This is a genomic window from Corynebacterium sp. HMSC077D03, assembly GCF_001808545.1.
In the GTDB taxonomy this organism is placed as follows: Bacteria; Actinomycetota; Actinomycetes; order Mycobacteriales; family Mycobacteriaceae; genus Corynebacterium; species Corynebacterium simulans.
On the sequence record NZ_KV793662.1, the window covers coordinates 1 to 15,042 of the forward strand.

12 protein-coding genes and 4 pseudogenes are annotated in these 15,042 nt (G+C 58.1%); 4 read left to right on the forward strand and 12 right to left on the reverse strand.

Annotated elements, in window-relative coordinates; all coding sequences use genetic code 11:
* Positions 1–154, reverse strand: a pseudogene (locus HMPREF2888_RS12685) (IS256 family transposase); the annotation flags it as partial.
* Between the two features lie 441 nt (positions 155–595).
* Positions 596–1,000: a MerR family transcriptional regulator gene (locus tag HMPREF2888_RS01910; RefSeq protein ID WP_061925830.1), complete on the reverse strand. Its 405-nt coding sequence runs from the start codon at positions 998–1,000 to the stop codon at positions 596–598.
* Between the two features lie 169 nt (positions 1,001–1,169).
* Here HMPREF2888_RS01910 and HMPREF2888_RS01915 point away from each other — a divergent pair.
* Positions 1,170–2,734: pseudogene (locus tag HMPREF2888_RS01915) on the forward strand (SulP family inorganic anion transporter).
* 169 nt (positions 2,735–2,903) lie between these two features.
* Here HMPREF2888_RS01915 and HMPREF2888_RS01920 read toward each other — a convergent pair.
* The 9 genes from HMPREF2888_RS01920 to HMPREF2888_RS01960 all read right to left on the reverse strand — a co-directional run bounded on the left by HMPREF2888_RS01920 (position 2,904) and on the right by HMPREF2888_RS01960 (position 10,599).
* Positions 2,904–3,440 (reverse strand): hypothetical protein, encoded by a 537-nt coding sequence (locus HMPREF2888_RS01920; protein WP_246815020.1) that lies wholly within the window; start codon positions 3,438–3,440, stop codon positions 2,904–2,906.
* Complete coding sequence (locus HMPREF2888_RS12340; protein WP_082778687.1) at positions 3,418–5,028, reverse strand: relaxase/mobilization nuclease domain-containing protein; 1,611 nt, start codon at positions 5,026–5,028, stop codon at positions 3,418–3,420. The genes HMPREF2888_RS01920 and HMPREF2888_RS12340 overlap by 23 nt, the downstream gene beginning before the upstream one ends.
* Positions 5,009–5,371, reverse strand: coding sequence for a MobC family plasmid mobilization relaxosome protein (locus HMPREF2888_RS01930; RefSeq protein WP_005293765.1), 363 nt, complete (start codon positions 5,369–5,371; stop codon positions 5,009–5,011). Before HMPREF2888_RS01930 ends, HMPREF2888_RS12340 begins: the two co-directional genes overlap by 20 nt.
* Positions 5,372–5,617: 246 nt before the next feature.
* Positions 5,618–5,995 carry a hypothetical protein gene (locus HMPREF2888_RS01935; RefSeq protein WP_061925839.1) on the reverse strand — a complete coding sequence of 126 codons (378 nt, stop codon included), beginning with the start codon at positions 5,993–5,995 and terminating at the stop codon, positions 5,618–5,620.
* Positions 5,992–6,384, reverse strand: a complete 393-nt coding sequence (locus HMPREF2888_RS01940) for a hypothetical protein (RefSeq protein ID WP_061925842.1) — start codon at positions 6,382–6,384, stop codon at positions 5,992–5,994. The genes HMPREF2888_RS01935 and HMPREF2888_RS01940 overlap by 4 nt, the downstream gene beginning before the upstream one ends.
* Positions 6,385–6,647: 263 nt before the next feature.
* Entirely contained in the window at positions 6,648–9,275 is a 2,628-nt protein-coding gene (locus HMPREF2888_RS13050; RefSeq protein WP_246815021.1) for a hypothetical protein, read from the reverse strand.
* Between the two features lie 173 nt (positions 9,276–9,448).
* A complete protein-coding gene (locus HMPREF2888_RS01950) occupies positions 9,449–9,748 on the reverse strand; it encodes a hypothetical protein (RefSeq protein WP_070518129.1) in 300 nt (99 codons plus the stop codon).
* Positions 9,745–9,972, reverse strand: coding sequence for a helix-turn-helix transcriptional regulator (locus HMPREF2888_RS01955; RefSeq protein WP_061925845.1), 228 nt, complete (start codon positions 9,970–9,972; stop codon positions 9,745–9,747). Before HMPREF2888_RS01955 ends, HMPREF2888_RS01950 begins: the two co-directional genes overlap by 4 nt.
* Before the next feature lie 141 nt (positions 9,973–10,113).
* Positions 10,114–10,599 carry a hypothetical protein gene (locus tag HMPREF2888_RS01960; protein WP_141744806.1) on the reverse strand — a complete coding sequence of 162 codons (486 nt, stop codon included), beginning with the start codon at positions 10,597–10,599 and terminating at the stop codon, positions 10,114–10,116.
* Between the two features lie 56 nt (positions 10,600–10,655).
* Here HMPREF2888_RS01960 and HMPREF2888_RS13055 point away from each other — a divergent pair, with 56 nt between their 5' ends.
* The gene (locus tag HMPREF2888_RS13055; protein WP_246815022.1) at positions 10,656–11,888 is read left to right on the forward strand and encodes a tyrosine-type recombinase/integrase; all 1,233 of its coding nucleotides are present in this window, start codon (positions 10,656–10,658) and stop codon (positions 11,886–11,888) included.
* A gap of 264 nt (positions 11,889–12,152) precedes the next feature.
* Here HMPREF2888_RS13055 and HMPREF2888_RS01970 read toward each other — a convergent pair.
* A pseudogene (locus HMPREF2888_RS01970) lies at positions 12,153–12,633 on the reverse strand (IS110 family transposase); the annotation flags it as partial.
* Between the two features lie 342 nt (positions 12,634–12,975).
* Here HMPREF2888_RS01970 and HMPREF2888_RS01975 point away from each other — a divergent pair.
* Both HMPREF2888_RS01975 and HMPREF2888_RS13260 read left to right on the forward strand, forming a co-directional pair.
* A complete protein-coding gene (locus tag HMPREF2888_RS01975; protein WP_061921074.1) occupies positions 12,976–13,617 on the forward strand; it encodes an ECF transporter S component in 642 nt (213 codons plus the stop codon).
* 107 nt (positions 13,618–13,724) lie between these two features.
* Positions 13,725–14,966: pseudogene (locus HMPREF2888_RS13260) on the forward strand (ATP-binding cassette domain-containing protein); the annotation flags it as partial.
* Between the last annotated feature and the right edge of the window lie 76 nt (positions 14,967–15,042).

A 15,042-nucleotide genomic window follows, 5' to 3' on the forward strand; every position in this document is an offset into this window, starting at 1 on the left:
ACAACGTCGCTGTGGAGGTGACATAGGAGATGAAGGCTTTGAAGTCGCAGGCCTGCGTGAGATCGGTGCGAGTTCGTGTCGTGGAGCTGCCGCAGTTCGGGTCTTTGCACCGCCACCTGGTTGTGCCTTTGGATGTGGTTCCGTTTTTCTTCATTTGCCCAGCACATACCGGGCATCGTGGCCTGTTTTTACTCACCCGGAAAGCACACCAACCCCCGGTTAGCACATGCGGGTGCCATTCCGATGGATTGAATACGAAACGGGCGGATATAAGCATAAAGACCTTATATCCGCCCGATTTACCCAGCCTGAGCAGCAAGAGCGCTGTAACTCAGACACACTTTTTGCTACTTAACCCTTTTTTGTCACTTAAGCCGGTTTGGAAGTGATGGGGTTAAGTGACAATTTTCGATTTTGTGACCTTGGATGACTGTGTCGTTTTGAGGAGTCGTCTGCACGGATTTCAGAAGTCCTCTGCACTATCGCCATCCACTTCGGAGAGGCCGCGGGCGTTCGTCCACTTCATCTGGAACGCGACTCGACAGAGCGCATTCAATCGGATGGTCTTTTTCTCCCTGCGAAGGATGGGGGCACTTTAGTGTGCCAGGGTGTTGACCAGATCGAGGAATTCCTCAGCGTAGGCAATTTGCTTGCGTAGCTTTTCGTAGCGGGTGCGCGTCTCCTCACGAATGTCGGCAAGGGTGGCCTTGGCATTACTCCGTGCCTGCTGTGCGGGATCACTGTCCTGCCCGCCATCTGAACTATGAAGAATCTCCGCAGCTTCCAGGAATTCCCGCATCTGATCCAGAGTAAACCCCAGCGGTTTCATCCGTCGCACCAGCAAAACACGACGTACATCAGCCTCACTATAAAGCCTGAACCCACCAGGGCTACGCCCCGATGGGGTAATCAGGCCGACGTTGTCATAATAACGCAAGGTGGGAATCGACAACCCCGTCTGGTCAACGACCTCGCCGATCTTGAAATTACTGTTTTGCATTGCCTGTTCTCCTTCACGGTGATGTTGTCCACGGGTTCCTGTGCCTGGGTTGGCGGTTGAGTAAAACTCCCGCTACCATGACCACCATCACCAAACCTAAAGTTACTAGAGGGTTGGATTCCTTTCGGGCGTTCGCCCAGTTACCTATCCCCTCAAAGATTGGACAACTATGACTGAAACTAGCACGGCGGCCCCCGCCCCCTCCTGAGTCCAGACGGCGCTGATGCCCCTACCGGGATCATCGCATCCTTCCGTTACGCATTTTCTTCCCCCGCCCGTATCCGTATAGAGATTCTGGCCGGACTGGCGGTATCCCTGGCGCTGATCCCTGAGGCCATTGCCTTTTCCATCCTTGCCGGTGTTGACCCAGCCATGGGTCTGTTTTCCTCGGTAGTCATGGCCATTGCGATCGCCTTTACCGGTGGCCGCCCGGCAATGATAACCGGCGCCACCGGGGCTATTGCCCTAGTCATTGCTCCTGTGGCGCGTGGTTACGGGATGGATTATTTCATCGCCACCGTCTTGTTGGGCGGTGTCCTACAAATCGTGCTCGGCGCCCTCGGTGTGGCGAAACTTCAGCGTTTTATCCCCCGATCGGTGATGCTGGGTTTCGTCAATGCACTGGGCATTATGATTTTCACCGCCCAACTCGAACACCTCATTGATGTGCCCTGGATGGTCTACCCACTCGTCGGCTTGGGTGTGGTGATCATGATTTTCTTCCCCAAGCTCACCAGTGTGATCCCTGCCCCGCTGGTCACGATTATCGTGCTCACCGGTTTGGTCATTGCCGCCGGTTTGACTGTCCCGACGGTCTCGGACATGGGCAAGATGCCGGAGACCTTACCGTCCCTGTTTATTCCGAACGTGCCGTGGACGTTGGAGACCCTGCAGATCATCGCGCCTTATGCCCTGGCCATGGCCGTGGTCGGTCTCATGGAATCGTTAATGACCGCCAAGCTCGTCGATGACATCACCGACACTCATTCCGATAAAACTCGTGAATCCTGGGGACAGGGGGTGGCTAATATTGCCTCCGGTTTCTTCGGCGGCATGGGTGGCTGCGCGATGATCGGTCAAACCATGATCAACGTCCGCGAATCCGGGGCACGTACCCGCCTATCCACCCTGTTAGCCGGTGTGTTCCTGCTGGTCCTGGTCCTGGCACTGGGCGACATCGTTGGCATGATCCCGATGGCTGCGTTGGTGGCAATCATGATCATGGTCTCGGTCGGCACCATCGACTGGCACTCGGTGCATCCACGCACCCTTAAACTCATGCCGGTCTCTGAGACCATTGTTATGGCCGTGACGATTATTGCCACCCTAGCCACCAGCAACCTGGCCATTGGTGTCGTGCTGGGTGTGGTCACCGCGATGATCATGTTCGCCCGTCGGGTGGCACATATCGTTTCCATTGAAAAGGCCTCCGAGATCGACGGCGACGGCGATGGCGATGGCGAGATTGATACTCGTACCTACCGGGTGCATGGCCAGTTGTTTTGGGCATCAAGCAATGACCTGGTTTATCGCTTTGATTACACCGATTCTGCCCGTCATATCACTATTGATCTCACTGAGGCGGAGATCTGGGATGCCTCCACGGTCGCGACCTTTGACGCGATTACGCAGAAGTTCCAGGACAGAGGCAAAACCGTGTCCATTATCGGGCTCGACGGTCCCAGTCAGGACCGGCTGAACCGACTGTCTGGCCGGCTTGACACCGGCCACTAACATCCCCCGACTCGAGCACATCGACTTGGCGCCCCAACTTATAACCGGGGCGCCAGTTTATTGGTGCTGTTGCACAGTTGGGGCATAGGAAGAGCATAAAAGAAGCGTAGCGGTTAACCGCTACGCTGTGTTGTGGGGCTTTTTACTTTTTACGGTGCACGTGTTCTAGTTAGTGGTTCGTTTCTTTCCTCGGGTGATTGCGACGGTATTCCTCGACCAAGTGAGCAATACCCGGCGCAGCCTGGGACAGCATCCAGGTCATAAGCGCTATAAGAACCCCTATGACGATAAGTGTTAACACCAACCAGCCCAGTGTTGGGCCGATGCCGTTAGCCTCCTGGACGTGACCCCACAAGGCAGACACGCCGTCGGGTATGCCGAGCATACTCAGTAGCCCCTTACCCAAGGCTCCGACAGCAACGAGTGCGATAGCAACGAAGAGAACACTGGCTGCAATCCACGAGGCAGACTGGCAGGCCTTGATAAAGTTCCTGTTCGACTTTTCCATGTCGGCGTTGTACTTTTTGCGCTCTGCACGTATCTTCTCCAGCAGCTTTTCGTTGGACTCCTTCTCCTGGAGCAGGGCGCTGCGAGCCTTCTTAGATGCTTCTGCTGCCTTGTGCAGGCTTTCGGACTCTTTCGACATTGCCTCAGATACAGCTACTTCTACCAGCGGTTCCAGGCTAGAAGTCAGGCTCGAAGTCATCTGAGCGTTCAGGCTCTGGGCTACTGCTTGGCTGGAATCCTTGTCGAGATGGATGGGGCTTTCGGCTGCTTTGAGTACCAGCTGTTGCATCCTTGTCAGACGCGACATCTGCTCGCTTATCTCGATTAGGTACCCTTTTACCCCCTCCAGGCCGTTGGGCAGATCCTCGATGTTCCTTATCAGCCCGGTGATCATCTGCTGCACTTCCATCATCGTTACTTGGAAGTGACTGCTGCTCACGTAGTTCTTGTTTGCGGCGAGATTGCTTTTTACGTTCCTTAATTCGCTTTCCGCTTGCGTCAACCTCGTCGAGAAGTCGCTGGGCAGAGAACTGAGAATGTCCCCTGTATTCTCCGGCAGACTCTTCAGTTTCTCCTGCAGCGTCTTGATAGCCTTCTCCGCCTTGTCCAGGCGTGGGCTGAGAACCTTCAAGACGCTGTCCATCTTGCCTTTCGCCGCTGCTTGGGCTAGCTTCGTCATCTCGGTCACTGACACCATGATTGAATACCTCCTGGTTGTTATAGTTTTCTTCCTCCTCGTCATCGAGAAGGCTGGAGCCGTATTTCGCCTCCAGGTCGTCATCGGTTGAATTGGCTTGAAGTGCTGCAAGCTGCCGCGCAAGAAAGGCTGATTGAGCCTCGTTAACGCGTTCGGTCACACCCTCTAGCGAGTAGCTGCGGCCCAATTTTGAGCCAGCTCTAGCTGCTTTACGCTTTCGAGTACGTCCGGCCTTCGTGGTGTTCGTGAAGTAGGCATCCTCGCCGTCGTCGTCGACCAGGGCCACGGTTAGCGACTCACCCTCGGTTTTTGAGTTGGGCTGCACTTTTAGAGACAGGTTGTATTCGCCAGCAATCTCTACTGCCTTCGCCAGTGGGTCGTCAGCATCTGCCACCTGTTCATCCGCGCACAGCTCATCCATGCGCTTGCGGGCAAAATCAGCCCACGTGGCTGCGGTCAGCTCATCCACGCCCAGGCCCGTCGAGTCTGTGGACTTGCCCTCCTTGCGTGCCCTGCGCTCGGCAGGAAGCAGCGATATTTCCGGCTCACGTTCTAAGACACGCATCCCCAAATCGCGCATCAACTCGTCGTTGATATTGCGCAACTTGTACCAGTTACGCATGTCCCTCGGCGCAGCCTTCTTTGTCTGCGTATCGTGGTTGGCAAAGACAATATGGTTGTGGACGCAGCCGCTTTTGCTGTCGGTGTGTGTGGCAACTGTAAACGGAACTCCCGTGCCCTGCGTCAGCCGCATCGCCAGCTCTGAGCCTGCTGCATTAGCCCGAGCTACATCAGCCGGGTCGTCCTTATCCAGCTCGTCTTTAGCCCACGATTGGATATAAATAATTGCTTCGTCAGTGCGCTGAGCCGGAGCATATCGCTCCATTTCTTCCACACTGGCTTCCATGAAGTCCACACCCGACCAACGGCCAGCCGTAGCCTCCGGAGAAAACGATTCAGCGTTAGGTTGAACCGTGCATAAAGCATCGGCTCGCACCTCACCCTTGCGGGCATTGTCTGCCGTTCCATAGACGGCGTAGACCGTTGCCGCGCGGATATTCTGGCTGTAGTTAATCTTGATTGTGGACAAAGTCCTTCACCTCTTTGCGAAGAGAAGAAACCTCGGAGCCAATGCTTTCTACAGCCTCAGACACGGGGGCCACGCCGTCGATATTCGCGCGGCGAGCCAACTGGTTTAGATTGACGCCAATCCGCCGCAGTTGGTCGTTCATCTCGTCCAGGCGGCGCAGCGTGTCCGGGGCCAAACGCTTTTGCGTCAGCACGCTCTCCTCCTCCGCGAGGACATAGAGAGCTTCCCGGAACACGACGGCCTTTTGCACCCCTACAACCCGTGCGACCTCCTCGACAAATCGGTCTAAATCCTTATCGAGGCGCACGGTTGTACGCGAATATGTCGAGAACTTGTCTCGCATATCCACCTCCTACTTATCGTGCTTACTGTGGCAGGGTGGCCCCGACTGCTGATGCAGCCAGGGCCACAGTCTGTTTGTAAGGGTCACGCTTCTCCGGTGTCGGCCCCCTGAATCTGCGGGGCAGATTCAGGCGTACTCGCCACCGTCAAAGACGGCCCTCACAAACAGGCGGCCAGCAAGCCACTCGGGCACCTCCGGTGCCTCGTGGCGCTGGCGAGGGAGATTCTCTCCCTCGACCCTCTGGCCCTACGCTTGCGGGCCATTCTGGCCCGCGTGCTTCGGGCCTGCGGCGGGATTCATTTGACTCTGTGGAGTCCTCTGAATCGACTGCGGAGCCTTTATCGGCTCCTGCGTTCCGCCGCGAGGTGCGCCCTCGTGTCCCTCGGACGCTTCACGGGAGGGGGCCTCCCGTATACCGATTTCTGCGAACAGTTCCTTTACGGAACCGCCGCGAAATTTGGACCACTTGCTTGAAGGCTCATAAGCGCAGGCGTAGAGAACTTCGCCTAATTGACGCTTAAACTCCTCAACCTTCTTGGCTTCTTCGGCTTCTTTTTGCTCCCGCTCCTGGCGGAGAGCTTCAATCTTTTTTACCGACGAAGCGGTCTGAGACTTCGTAATCATAGTTCTGGTTCCCATCCTTTACTGGTGTCTTTTTCTTCTGGTTCATTCTGGAAAAGTGGGGTGAATCGCGGGTTTTTGACCCGAGGGACACGAGGCTTCTTTTCCCGCGGCGGCTGCGGTGGGTAGCCACCTTGATTCTGCTTTTTCCGCCGCGACTGAGCGCGCTCATCGAGGGTTTGCTCTAGCTGATCAAGCTCAGCGTCAACCTTTCCTCCCTCCGCTTTAAGCTGCTCCAAAGACACTTCTTCTTTTGGGGCGTGCTGGGCAAAATCGTCCAGAATCTCCTGGACTCGGTTGGAACGACGGATAATATCGGCGCGGTCTAGACCAACCAAACCGGCGATAAGCCCCTTCGCAGACTCCTCCGCTGCGTACCTGCTCTCCTCCATTTCCGCGCCTGTTTTAGCTCCACTGCGCGGCGCTCGTGGGGCGCTCGGCATCCGTGGTGCTCGGGGCGATTGTGGCTCCATATGTTCCTCCTTATCTTGGGTTGCGGTGTATTGGTGCCATCGGGAACTCGGTCTAAGCACCCGATGGTTCAAGACTTAGCTGGGGTGCTGTTGCTTGCATGGTTAGCGTCTCTGTGACGATAAAAGTGCCTATAGGAGGGCCGCGAGAAAGCTTCATACCAAACCGACCAGGGGGAGGGGTGCTAGACATAGCCATCACCGCGATTCAGCTCATCGGCAAAGGCACGAACAGCATCCATATCGGCATCGCGTAGCACCGTCGAACGCCGAACCTTCTTGCTCATGTGATCCCACTGCGCCCGGGTGAATTCACCCATCCCCAAAGAGGACAACCAACCCACCTTCTGAGCCACGGAAACGCGAACAGTCAAACGGTCAACGACGACAAGACCAGCCTTATGCGCGGCAACGAGTTCGGTGAGTAGGGCACTGTCAGCCGTACGGATACGACGACCCCGAGCAGACTCAAAACGCTTAAACCAGGTCTCCCAATCATGACCCGTGCGCAGACACCCAGTAGGACGGTCAACACCTGTGGTCCCATACCGAACTAACTGCATGTGACCAGCGATCCCACGTGCATGCTTATAGTCGTCGACTGAGTCCCACGCGCAAGTGTCGAACCCCGCCATTTCGTTGCCGTCAATCACATCAACCCGGAGCGTGCCACGTAGAGGCTGCCGTTTTAGGTCAAAGTCCACCGTTGAGACCTCAGGCGTGCGATCCACCGGGTGGAAGTCCAACCGGTTTACGGACCGCGACAACTCCCGAAATGTTGGGAAAGACGTGTAGGGGTTAGGTATCTTTCCCAGGCGTGAAAGAGCGGTATCGCGAAACCAGCGACGCTCCGCGACGGTCCCACGTTCAACCTCCTCAGGAACTTTCAACCCAGCCTTAGCGAGCACACCGTGTTCCAGCAAGGACACATTGCCACGCGTCGAGAAATTCACTAGATCGTCCTGGTAGTGCTTGATCTCCCAGACCGTCGGATCACCTACCAACGCACGACGGGCGGCACGGAACACATTCGCGATGCCAAAGCAATCAAAGTGCTCAATCTCTTCAACAGGCGTGATGAAGCCGTCAGTCGTGACAGACAGAATCGGAATCGTATTGGCCATCGCCAGAAGGAGAGCGCGAACAAGCGACGTTGTCATCGACGCGTGATAGGGAGAGGTTACGGACGACCCACCAATAGACTCCATCTCCTCAGCCCATGCACCCCACCCGTTACGCTCGGAGACGTCCTGGGCCAGCTTCCCGTAGACCGAGTTTGTCGCAACTTTGACAGTCTGCTCTTCCAGCGACCCCTTGCCGAAGATCTTCTTCGCAGTCGCACGGTCTTCAACCATCTGTCGGAGGGCGAAGCGCAGTGATCGGGACGGAGTACTATCAGACTGCATACGCAACCTCATGCGGTAGCCAATCTGAACGCGCACCGTCGCCCCCAGCTTCAACGCAAGGTACAACTCAGGCCCAGCGCACCAAGCACCATGAAACCCGTCGTACCCCCCAACATCGTCACCTTGCGCGGCTCCAGCACCGTCAGACGTTCGTGGATACAACACGCAGTCACCGACGACCACCGGCAAGCAAGGCGCAACAACATCATCCGGGAACTTCCAACTCACGTAGGCAACTAACGGGGTGATGGGACCTAACGGAAAGTCGTCCAGCGTAAGTACCCGGTCCTTCACAACCTCCTCGATACAACCGCCCACATAATTCACATCAATCACCGATGCCATCGCAGATGGATACGCAGATTGGATATCGTGATCGAAAGTCGGGTAAGGGTGATGACCAGGAGACAGACAACTGTTCCAGCCTCCGTGAAACGCCATTTTCCACGCAGTGTGGGATTGATTCGCATCGCCGTCCACGGGTACCAACTCTCGTGTGGTGTAGTACGAAAGATGGTCATGGTCTAAAAATGGTTCAGGGTCCGTCAACCGCACGAGACCGCGAAAGTTGATGAGGAAGTCCTTCATCACCTTGTCGCCCATGTAGCGCATGATTCCGTCGCGGACAGCACTGGCACCCGCACCCGAAAGGGTGACAGGCGGAACGATGTTGAGACCCCACAGCATCGCCAGATACTCAACAACGATGACCGCGTCATTCACACCATATTCGAGGAACGACGTCAGATCGTCACGACGCATTGAGGTCATATTCTCGATTGAGGAACCAACATCAAGCTTAGGAACACCGCAAACATCGCCAAGAGCAGCGAGACTCTTATGACCGGGTGCAGCCTGACACATCGTGTCACGAACGGTCACAGAGAACGGCAACCAGCGATAGCTGTTGGAGCCTTTGCCAGACTTGCGCATGAAGCGGGCAGGTTGCAGCGAAACTAAGCCCCCCGAAGCAGAGGTCACGCGGCGGAGGATGTCATAATGTTTTTCCCCACCATTGCGCTGCTCGGGAGGGCGCCGAAAAGCGGTCAGATCGGCGTTGCCGAAATGACACGCCAGGACGACGGCAATGCGAGCCTTGAACGCCGCATCTCGCGTGGCGGAGTAGTCAAATTTCCCCCGAGGGTTGAGTTTCCTTACATCGCGGACGAGCACGCCACGAGGATCGATAGGCTCCCGAGAGGGTGACAGGACATGCAGACCGGCTGCAAGACTGACGATGTAGAGAGCATCCTCAAGGTAGATGCGATCACCCGCCAGAGGCAACACGACCACCTGTACGAGAACACCATCATCGAGAGCATCAGTACAGGCGAACTGATAGCTATCGATGACGCGCTTAGCGGGGTCATCTTCGCGGTAGGTGAACTCAGTATCAAACCCGATCACTTGAGCCCGGCGACCGCCACTACCCATCGACCTCACAGTTGGTAGCTGGCCGAAACTCTTAACATCGACACCGGCATCAACCCCTGCAACCGCAGCGGCTTCCACCGCTGCTGCTGCGGAGTCACGAGAGTCACGATGGCCGGACGCTCCGGTCCGGCCATTCTGCCTCTCCCCTAAGGGTTTTGGCCTGAAATGACATTAGAGTCCTGACCAGCAGGAACGTCCGCAGAACTGCCCGAAATCGTGGCTAAGGTCTCGGAGACCTTAGCCACAGATCGAGGTTCACGACGTACCAAAACGGTGAAGTACGACGGGGCAGAACGCCCAGGAACGTCGACGGAAGTGTCGACGAGGCGTGACTGCCACTCGGTGCCATTCACGCCAAGCTCGATGAGTTCATGCTCGTGACGCACCGTGTCGGGCGCGTCCTTGGGGGAGATCTCTATGCTCCACGCCTCGTTCGCTGTCGTCATGGCTTCTCACCACCGACAACATGCTCATCTAGCCACGCCTCAATATCAGCGATTCTGTAGACGACGAGGTTGGCACCCACGCTGGCGTATTTGGGCCCTTTGCCCTGAACACGCCAGTTGTTGAGAGTTTGAGGGGCAATCCCGATCAGGGATGCCGCTACCGAACTTTTAACCGCAATAGGCTCGGCATGATCGACCAGTTTTAAATTAGAAACACCTTTCAAGGTTTGCTCCAGACATGCTGAAAGGGCCCCGGCCTAGCGGTTATCCGCTTTGGGGGCCTGCATATCCGAGTTGCAAACCTTGGGCTCTTATTCTGCCCAGTGCCTCGGTGGCCAACCGTCTCAAGTACGGCTAGCTACACTTTAGCTTACTTGTGAAGACGAATCAAAGATCGGCGGAAACATCGTATCCACGACACCGTCCGGTACAGGGTCGATAAGATCCATCGAGAGTCCTTCACCTGCAGCGAAGCGCCTCCCGGTGCTCGGTCGATTAAAAGTGAACGGCAACGTTCGATCAGCTTCGTTCTCCAGAAACTCGAGTCGTGCCAGGAGGTGTTTGCGGGCATCGTGCAGACGCGGGTGTCGCTTCTGACGACCTTTCGTATCATTTTTCACAATGGGGTCCAGATACTTTAGTTCACGAGCTACCGCGCGGATTTCACAGTAGGTTTCATGGGCGGTAAGCAAGAGCTGTGTGACCTCCTCGCGGGAAAGTGGGGGAGTGAACAATTCGCGAGCGTCAACATAAAGCGGGTGATTATCGTCAACCAACGTGCACAACACTTCCTGGCGTCTGCGCGCGACGTCATCGGTAGACCAAATTGGAAGACGTTCTGAAGGATCCATACCAGCAATGATAACAAATTCGAACCTATTGCAAAAGTGGGTCTATAGTGGTGTGTATGTCCAAGCAAATACGTGCCGCCAGAACGAAACTAAGCCTTGGGGAAGATTCCATCGACCGCGTCGTTGATGCTTTACCGCCGCGAGGTCCATACGAAGCGAAAATCACGGTCCGGCTATGGGACGGAACGACTTACCGCCCGACAATCCGGGCAAGGACAAAGGGGGAATTCCGGCGAATTGCCGTCGAGAAGCGGGACAGCAAGCTCAACTCGACGTCGACCAATTGGGATAAGAGCAAGAACTTCTCGGCGTTCATTACCGACGTCTCTAAGCCGGCCATCTGGGCGGCACGTCTGCGCCCGAACACGCGCGCCCGGTATGAGCTCGCATTAAAGCAGGCCGAAGCACAGCTTGGAAAACACGCCATTGGCGAGGCTGTGAAATTCCGAACTCTCGAACGCGCATTGCAGGCCATCGCCACCGCAAACGGGTCGGAATCTGCACGGCAAGCCCGTACCGTCGTGAGCAAGTACATTCTGGATCAGCTCATCCGCGAGGGTGTTATCGACCACAACCCGTTACGCGGAATCAGCATCGACCTCGGCGAGGTCAAGAAGAGCAATAAACCACAAGGTGGTCACGCCCTGACGAACGCCCAATACGACGCCGTTGTAGACCATCTCATTGCACGCGATACCGCCAGACCGTTACCACCGGGCACGGACAGACGAGCAAGCTCCATCGCAAAACATGACAACGTGGTCGCGCTGGCACTACTACAAGCGGGGACGGGACTTCGCATCTCCGAGGCGCTGGCAGCGACGAGGCATTCTGTAAAAGTCGCTAATGGGCAGATCGCGATCAGCATTACATCTGAGCAATCCAAAACACACAGAGGCCGTTCTATCCCGTTCCTGGACAAGCGTGTCGAAAAGTTCTGGTTAAACCGGCTCGACGGACTAGAAACGACCGATCCACTGATCCCTTCGCCAGGAGACAAGAAGGCGCACTGGCGCACCGACAACGCCGTGAAAGCGTCAGCGGCTCTGTTTAAAGATGTTGGCGCGCAGCTCCAGGACAACCACATCGCTTTAATGAGATCCCATGACTGGCGCACGGTGCTCAATAACCGGGCCATCGCGCGAGGGGTACCCGCCCAGGTGCGTGCAGCCTATTTCGGGCATGACGTCGACGTGAACGCGCGCAACTACACGGATTGGACTGATGTAGACGCTATGCGGGGCGCCTTGAATCTCGGTGAAGAAAGTGGGACTCAAAACGGGACTTAAGAGTCGGTAATCTGCGGTAAAGACCAGTAGGCGCCAGTATACTGATACCTCTCTAAACAGCAGGTAAAAGGGCAATAACTGCAGGTGGCTCGAACATGAGGGTGAGAACCCAGAGGTCGTTGGTTCGAATCCAGCCCCCGCTACCAACTTCTAATGCCCTAGCAACGGAAACGTCGCTAGGGCAATTTTGTCTGCATGCCCAAATGTCCCCTAGCCCGGTTCAGGGAAATCCTCCAAGATTTCGTCCGCATCCCCATCCTCCTGTGTGAGCACGCTGCGAAGGCGGTTTTCGTTCGGGTGGCGTCTTTGGCGATGTCGTCGTGGAATCCGGCGAGCATCTTCAGCGCTGCTAGTGTCTCGTCGTCGCGGTGGACTGCCCGCAGTGTGTGCGGCATGGTGCGGGCGGTGTCGGCGATGATGAATGCATTCCGGCGGCGGTTTTTGATCGTCCAGGGTAGAGATCGGCTGCTTTTCGCATGGCTAGGTCGGGGAGGTCTCCGACCGTGCAACCGCAGTCGCGGGCCACGGCGATGGGCAGGGCGCCGATCGTGTTGGGTTGATCGATGACCATGAGAACGCTGCCGTGGGCTTGCATGGACGCGAAGATTTCGCGCCGTGCGGCTTCGCCTTGGGGCAGTGGTTTGTCGTAAATTCTCTCGCCGGTGTTGGTCAGCGCGCAGGCATGGTGGCCGGTTTTGCCGACGTCGAGGCCGATGATGATTTCGGGTGTTGTGGACGGTTCCATGGTGGTGTCCTTCTGTTGCGGCTGGTCGCCGGTGTCTTGGACATCCGTTGCAGGTACCCACGTTACGACGAAACCTCTGTTTGGTCCGTGTCCCTATTAGCTGTCAGCGGTTGTCCCCGGTGTCCGGTGGCAACACCCCCGGATTATGGAAATGTTCACGCAGATAAGCCATACCGGGCTCGGTGACCGCGCCCCGTGAGGGGGCACCATCACGGTAACGGGGGTGAGGGGGGTAAGGTCAGTAAATTGGGCCTGGCGTAATGCGATAAGGATTGCCTAACCTAATACTAGTTCAGGTGGTGTTCCCGATCGGGAATCGGCAACGGAAGCGAGGCGGCGACGATGAACGGAAAACGTGGATCGACCGGAGAACCCCTCTCCGGAGGGGGAGCCGGGGACGCGGTGGCGTCGCAGACGGATGACGGGCGGTTGGTGCACGTCGCACCGGTCGCAGCGGGTAGCCGACCATCCACCCGCGACATGCTCGTCGCCGCCGCGATTGGCGTCGCGGGGTCTCTCATCATCGTGCCCCTGACTTACCTGCAGGTGTTCGCCGGCATCGCCCACGTTTATCTCGTCGCGGCGACGCTCGGGTTGTGGTTCCTGCAGTGCGTTGTTCCCCTTATCGTCGTCCGCAAGCCTGGCGCGAGCCTCATCGCATGCCTTGCCATGGGCGTCGTGTCCGCGGCGATCACCCCATTCGGCGTCGCCGCAATCGGGGCGCTGATTGTGGAAGGATTGCTCATCGAGCTTCCGTTCATGGTCACCCTGTACCGGCGGTGGACGCGTCCCCAGTTCGTGGCGTCGGCGATGTTGTTCTCCGCGCTGATGGGAACGATGGCCCCGCGCGCAGTCGGCGTCGACTCGCTGACCACGCCCATGGCCCTGATCAGCTTCGCCGTAGCCTTGGCATCGAGCCTGGTGTTTTTGGTCCTGGGCTTTGCCGTCGCAAAGGGGCTTCGCAGCCGCGGGGTCACCCGGTGACCGCCGGAGCACCCGCGTGCGCCGGTGCGACACGCGGGACGGCCCCGGCCCGGTTACGGGTTAGTGGCGCGGGCGTGCGGCATGCCGATGGGCGATGGGCGCCCGACATGGTGGATCTCTCCTTCGATTTCGGCACGATCAACGCCATCACGGGACCCGTGGGATGCGGAAAGACGAGCCTGGCCCACCTTATCGCTGGACTGATCCCCTCGCACATCCCCATCGACCATGCCGGATTCGTGCACATCGTCGATGCCGACGGCACCGAACGCCCCGTGGACGGGGACCGGGTCACCTTCGTCGGGCAAGACCCGGCGACGCAGGTGCTCACGCTCCGAGTCGTCGATGACGTGTCCATGGCCCTCGAGTTTTCCCTCGTGGAAGCCGGCATCGTCGCCAAGCGATCAGCCGAGGCCCTATCGGAGCTCGGGCTGTCAGAGCTCGCGGAGAAGGATCCGTGGGCTTTGTCGGGTGGGCAACGCCAGCGGATGGCCATCGCCGGTGCGGTGGCCAGGGCGCCGGAGGTCATGATCTTCGACGAGCCCGCGGCCCACGTCGACGAGGACGGTCGCCGGTCGCTGTTCGCCGCCATCCGTGATTTGCGGGCTCCGGGTCGTGTCATCCTGCTCATCGAGCACGACCTCCGCCCGTTCGACGGGTGGGTCGACACAGTGACAATCCTCGATGCGGACGGGAGCGTCGCCGCGCACGGAGCGCCGGAGGGCATCGCGGTGAAGGGCATTGCGACGTCGGCCGCGACCGCAGGAGCGCCGGACGCCAGTGCGCCGGGCACGGGGGCACCGGACCGTCTCAGTCCGGACCGGCGGCGAAGGCCCCGGGGAGCCGGGGATGGCGCCGATCCGGAATTGGAGGCGGACGCCGTTCCACTGCTGGCCTTGACCGGAGCCCATGTGGCCCGGGGCAGGGAGCGGATCCTGAACGGGGCCGATCTGACACTGGAACGGGGCGAGATCCATGCCCTGGTCGGCACCAACGGAGCCGGTAAGTCCACCTTGCTGGCGGTGCTGTCGGGCCAGATGAAGGCGGGAGCGGACCTCCGGATCGACGGCGAGCCAGCCCGGCGCGCCCCCGACGCCTTCGCGTCGTGGGCGTTCCAGAACCCCGAGCACCAGTTCACCCGCGCGACCGTCGCCGCGGAAATCGACTCCGCGCTGGCCGGCACGGACCCGCACGGGCCACTCGGCGCCGATGAGCTGCGGAAACTGCGGGAAGCCCTGTGCCCCCGGGCACTTGACCCCGTCTCGCCGTTCGTCCTGTCGGGCGGACAGAAAAGACGGTTGGGCATCTTCCTGGCGGTGGCGGCCAATCGCCGTTTGCTGCTTCTCGACGAGCCGTTGGCGCACCTGGATTCGCCGAGCTCGCGCATCGTGCTGGATGCGCTGGCGGAATACGCCGGGGCCGGCG

Coding starts and splice junctions, on each gene's coding strand:
- HMPREF2888_RS01950 (WP_070518129.1), bottom strand. CDS start 9,748: ATGACGACAGCGAACGAGGCGTGGAGCATAGAGATCTCCCCCAAGGAC.
- HMPREF2888_RS01920 (WP_246815020.1), bottom strand. CDS start 3,440: ATGACTTCGAGCCTGACTTCTAGCCTGGAACCGCTGGTAGAAGTAGCT.
- HMPREF2888_RS01935 (WP_061925839.1), bottom strand. CDS start 5,995: ATGATTACGAAGTCTCAGACCGCTTCGTCGGTAAAAAAGATTGAAGCT.
- HMPREF2888_RS01960 (WP_141744806.1), bottom strand. CDS start 10,599: ATGGATCCTTCAGAACGTCTTCCAATTTGGTCTACCGATGACGTCGCG.
- HMPREF2888_RS01940 (WP_061925842.1), bottom strand. CDS start 6,384: ATGGAGGAGAGCAGGTACGCAGCGGAGGAGTCTGCGAAGGGGCTTATC.
- HMPREF2888_RS01910 (WP_061925830.1), bottom strand. CDS start 1,000: ATGCAAAACAGTAATTTCAAGATCGGCGAGGTCGTTGACCAGACGGGG.
- HMPREF2888_RS13055 (WP_246815022.1), top strand. CDS start 10,656: ATGTCCAAGCAAATACGTGCCGCCAGAACGAAACTAAGCCTTGGGGAA.
- HMPREF2888_RS01975 (WP_061921074.1), top strand. CDS start 12,976: ATGAACGGAAAACGTGGATCGACCGGAGAACCCCTCTCCGGAGGGGGA.
- HMPREF2888_RS01930 (WP_005293765.1), bottom strand. CDS start 5,371: ATGCGAGACAAGTTCTCGACATATTCGCGTACAACCGTGCGCCTCGAT.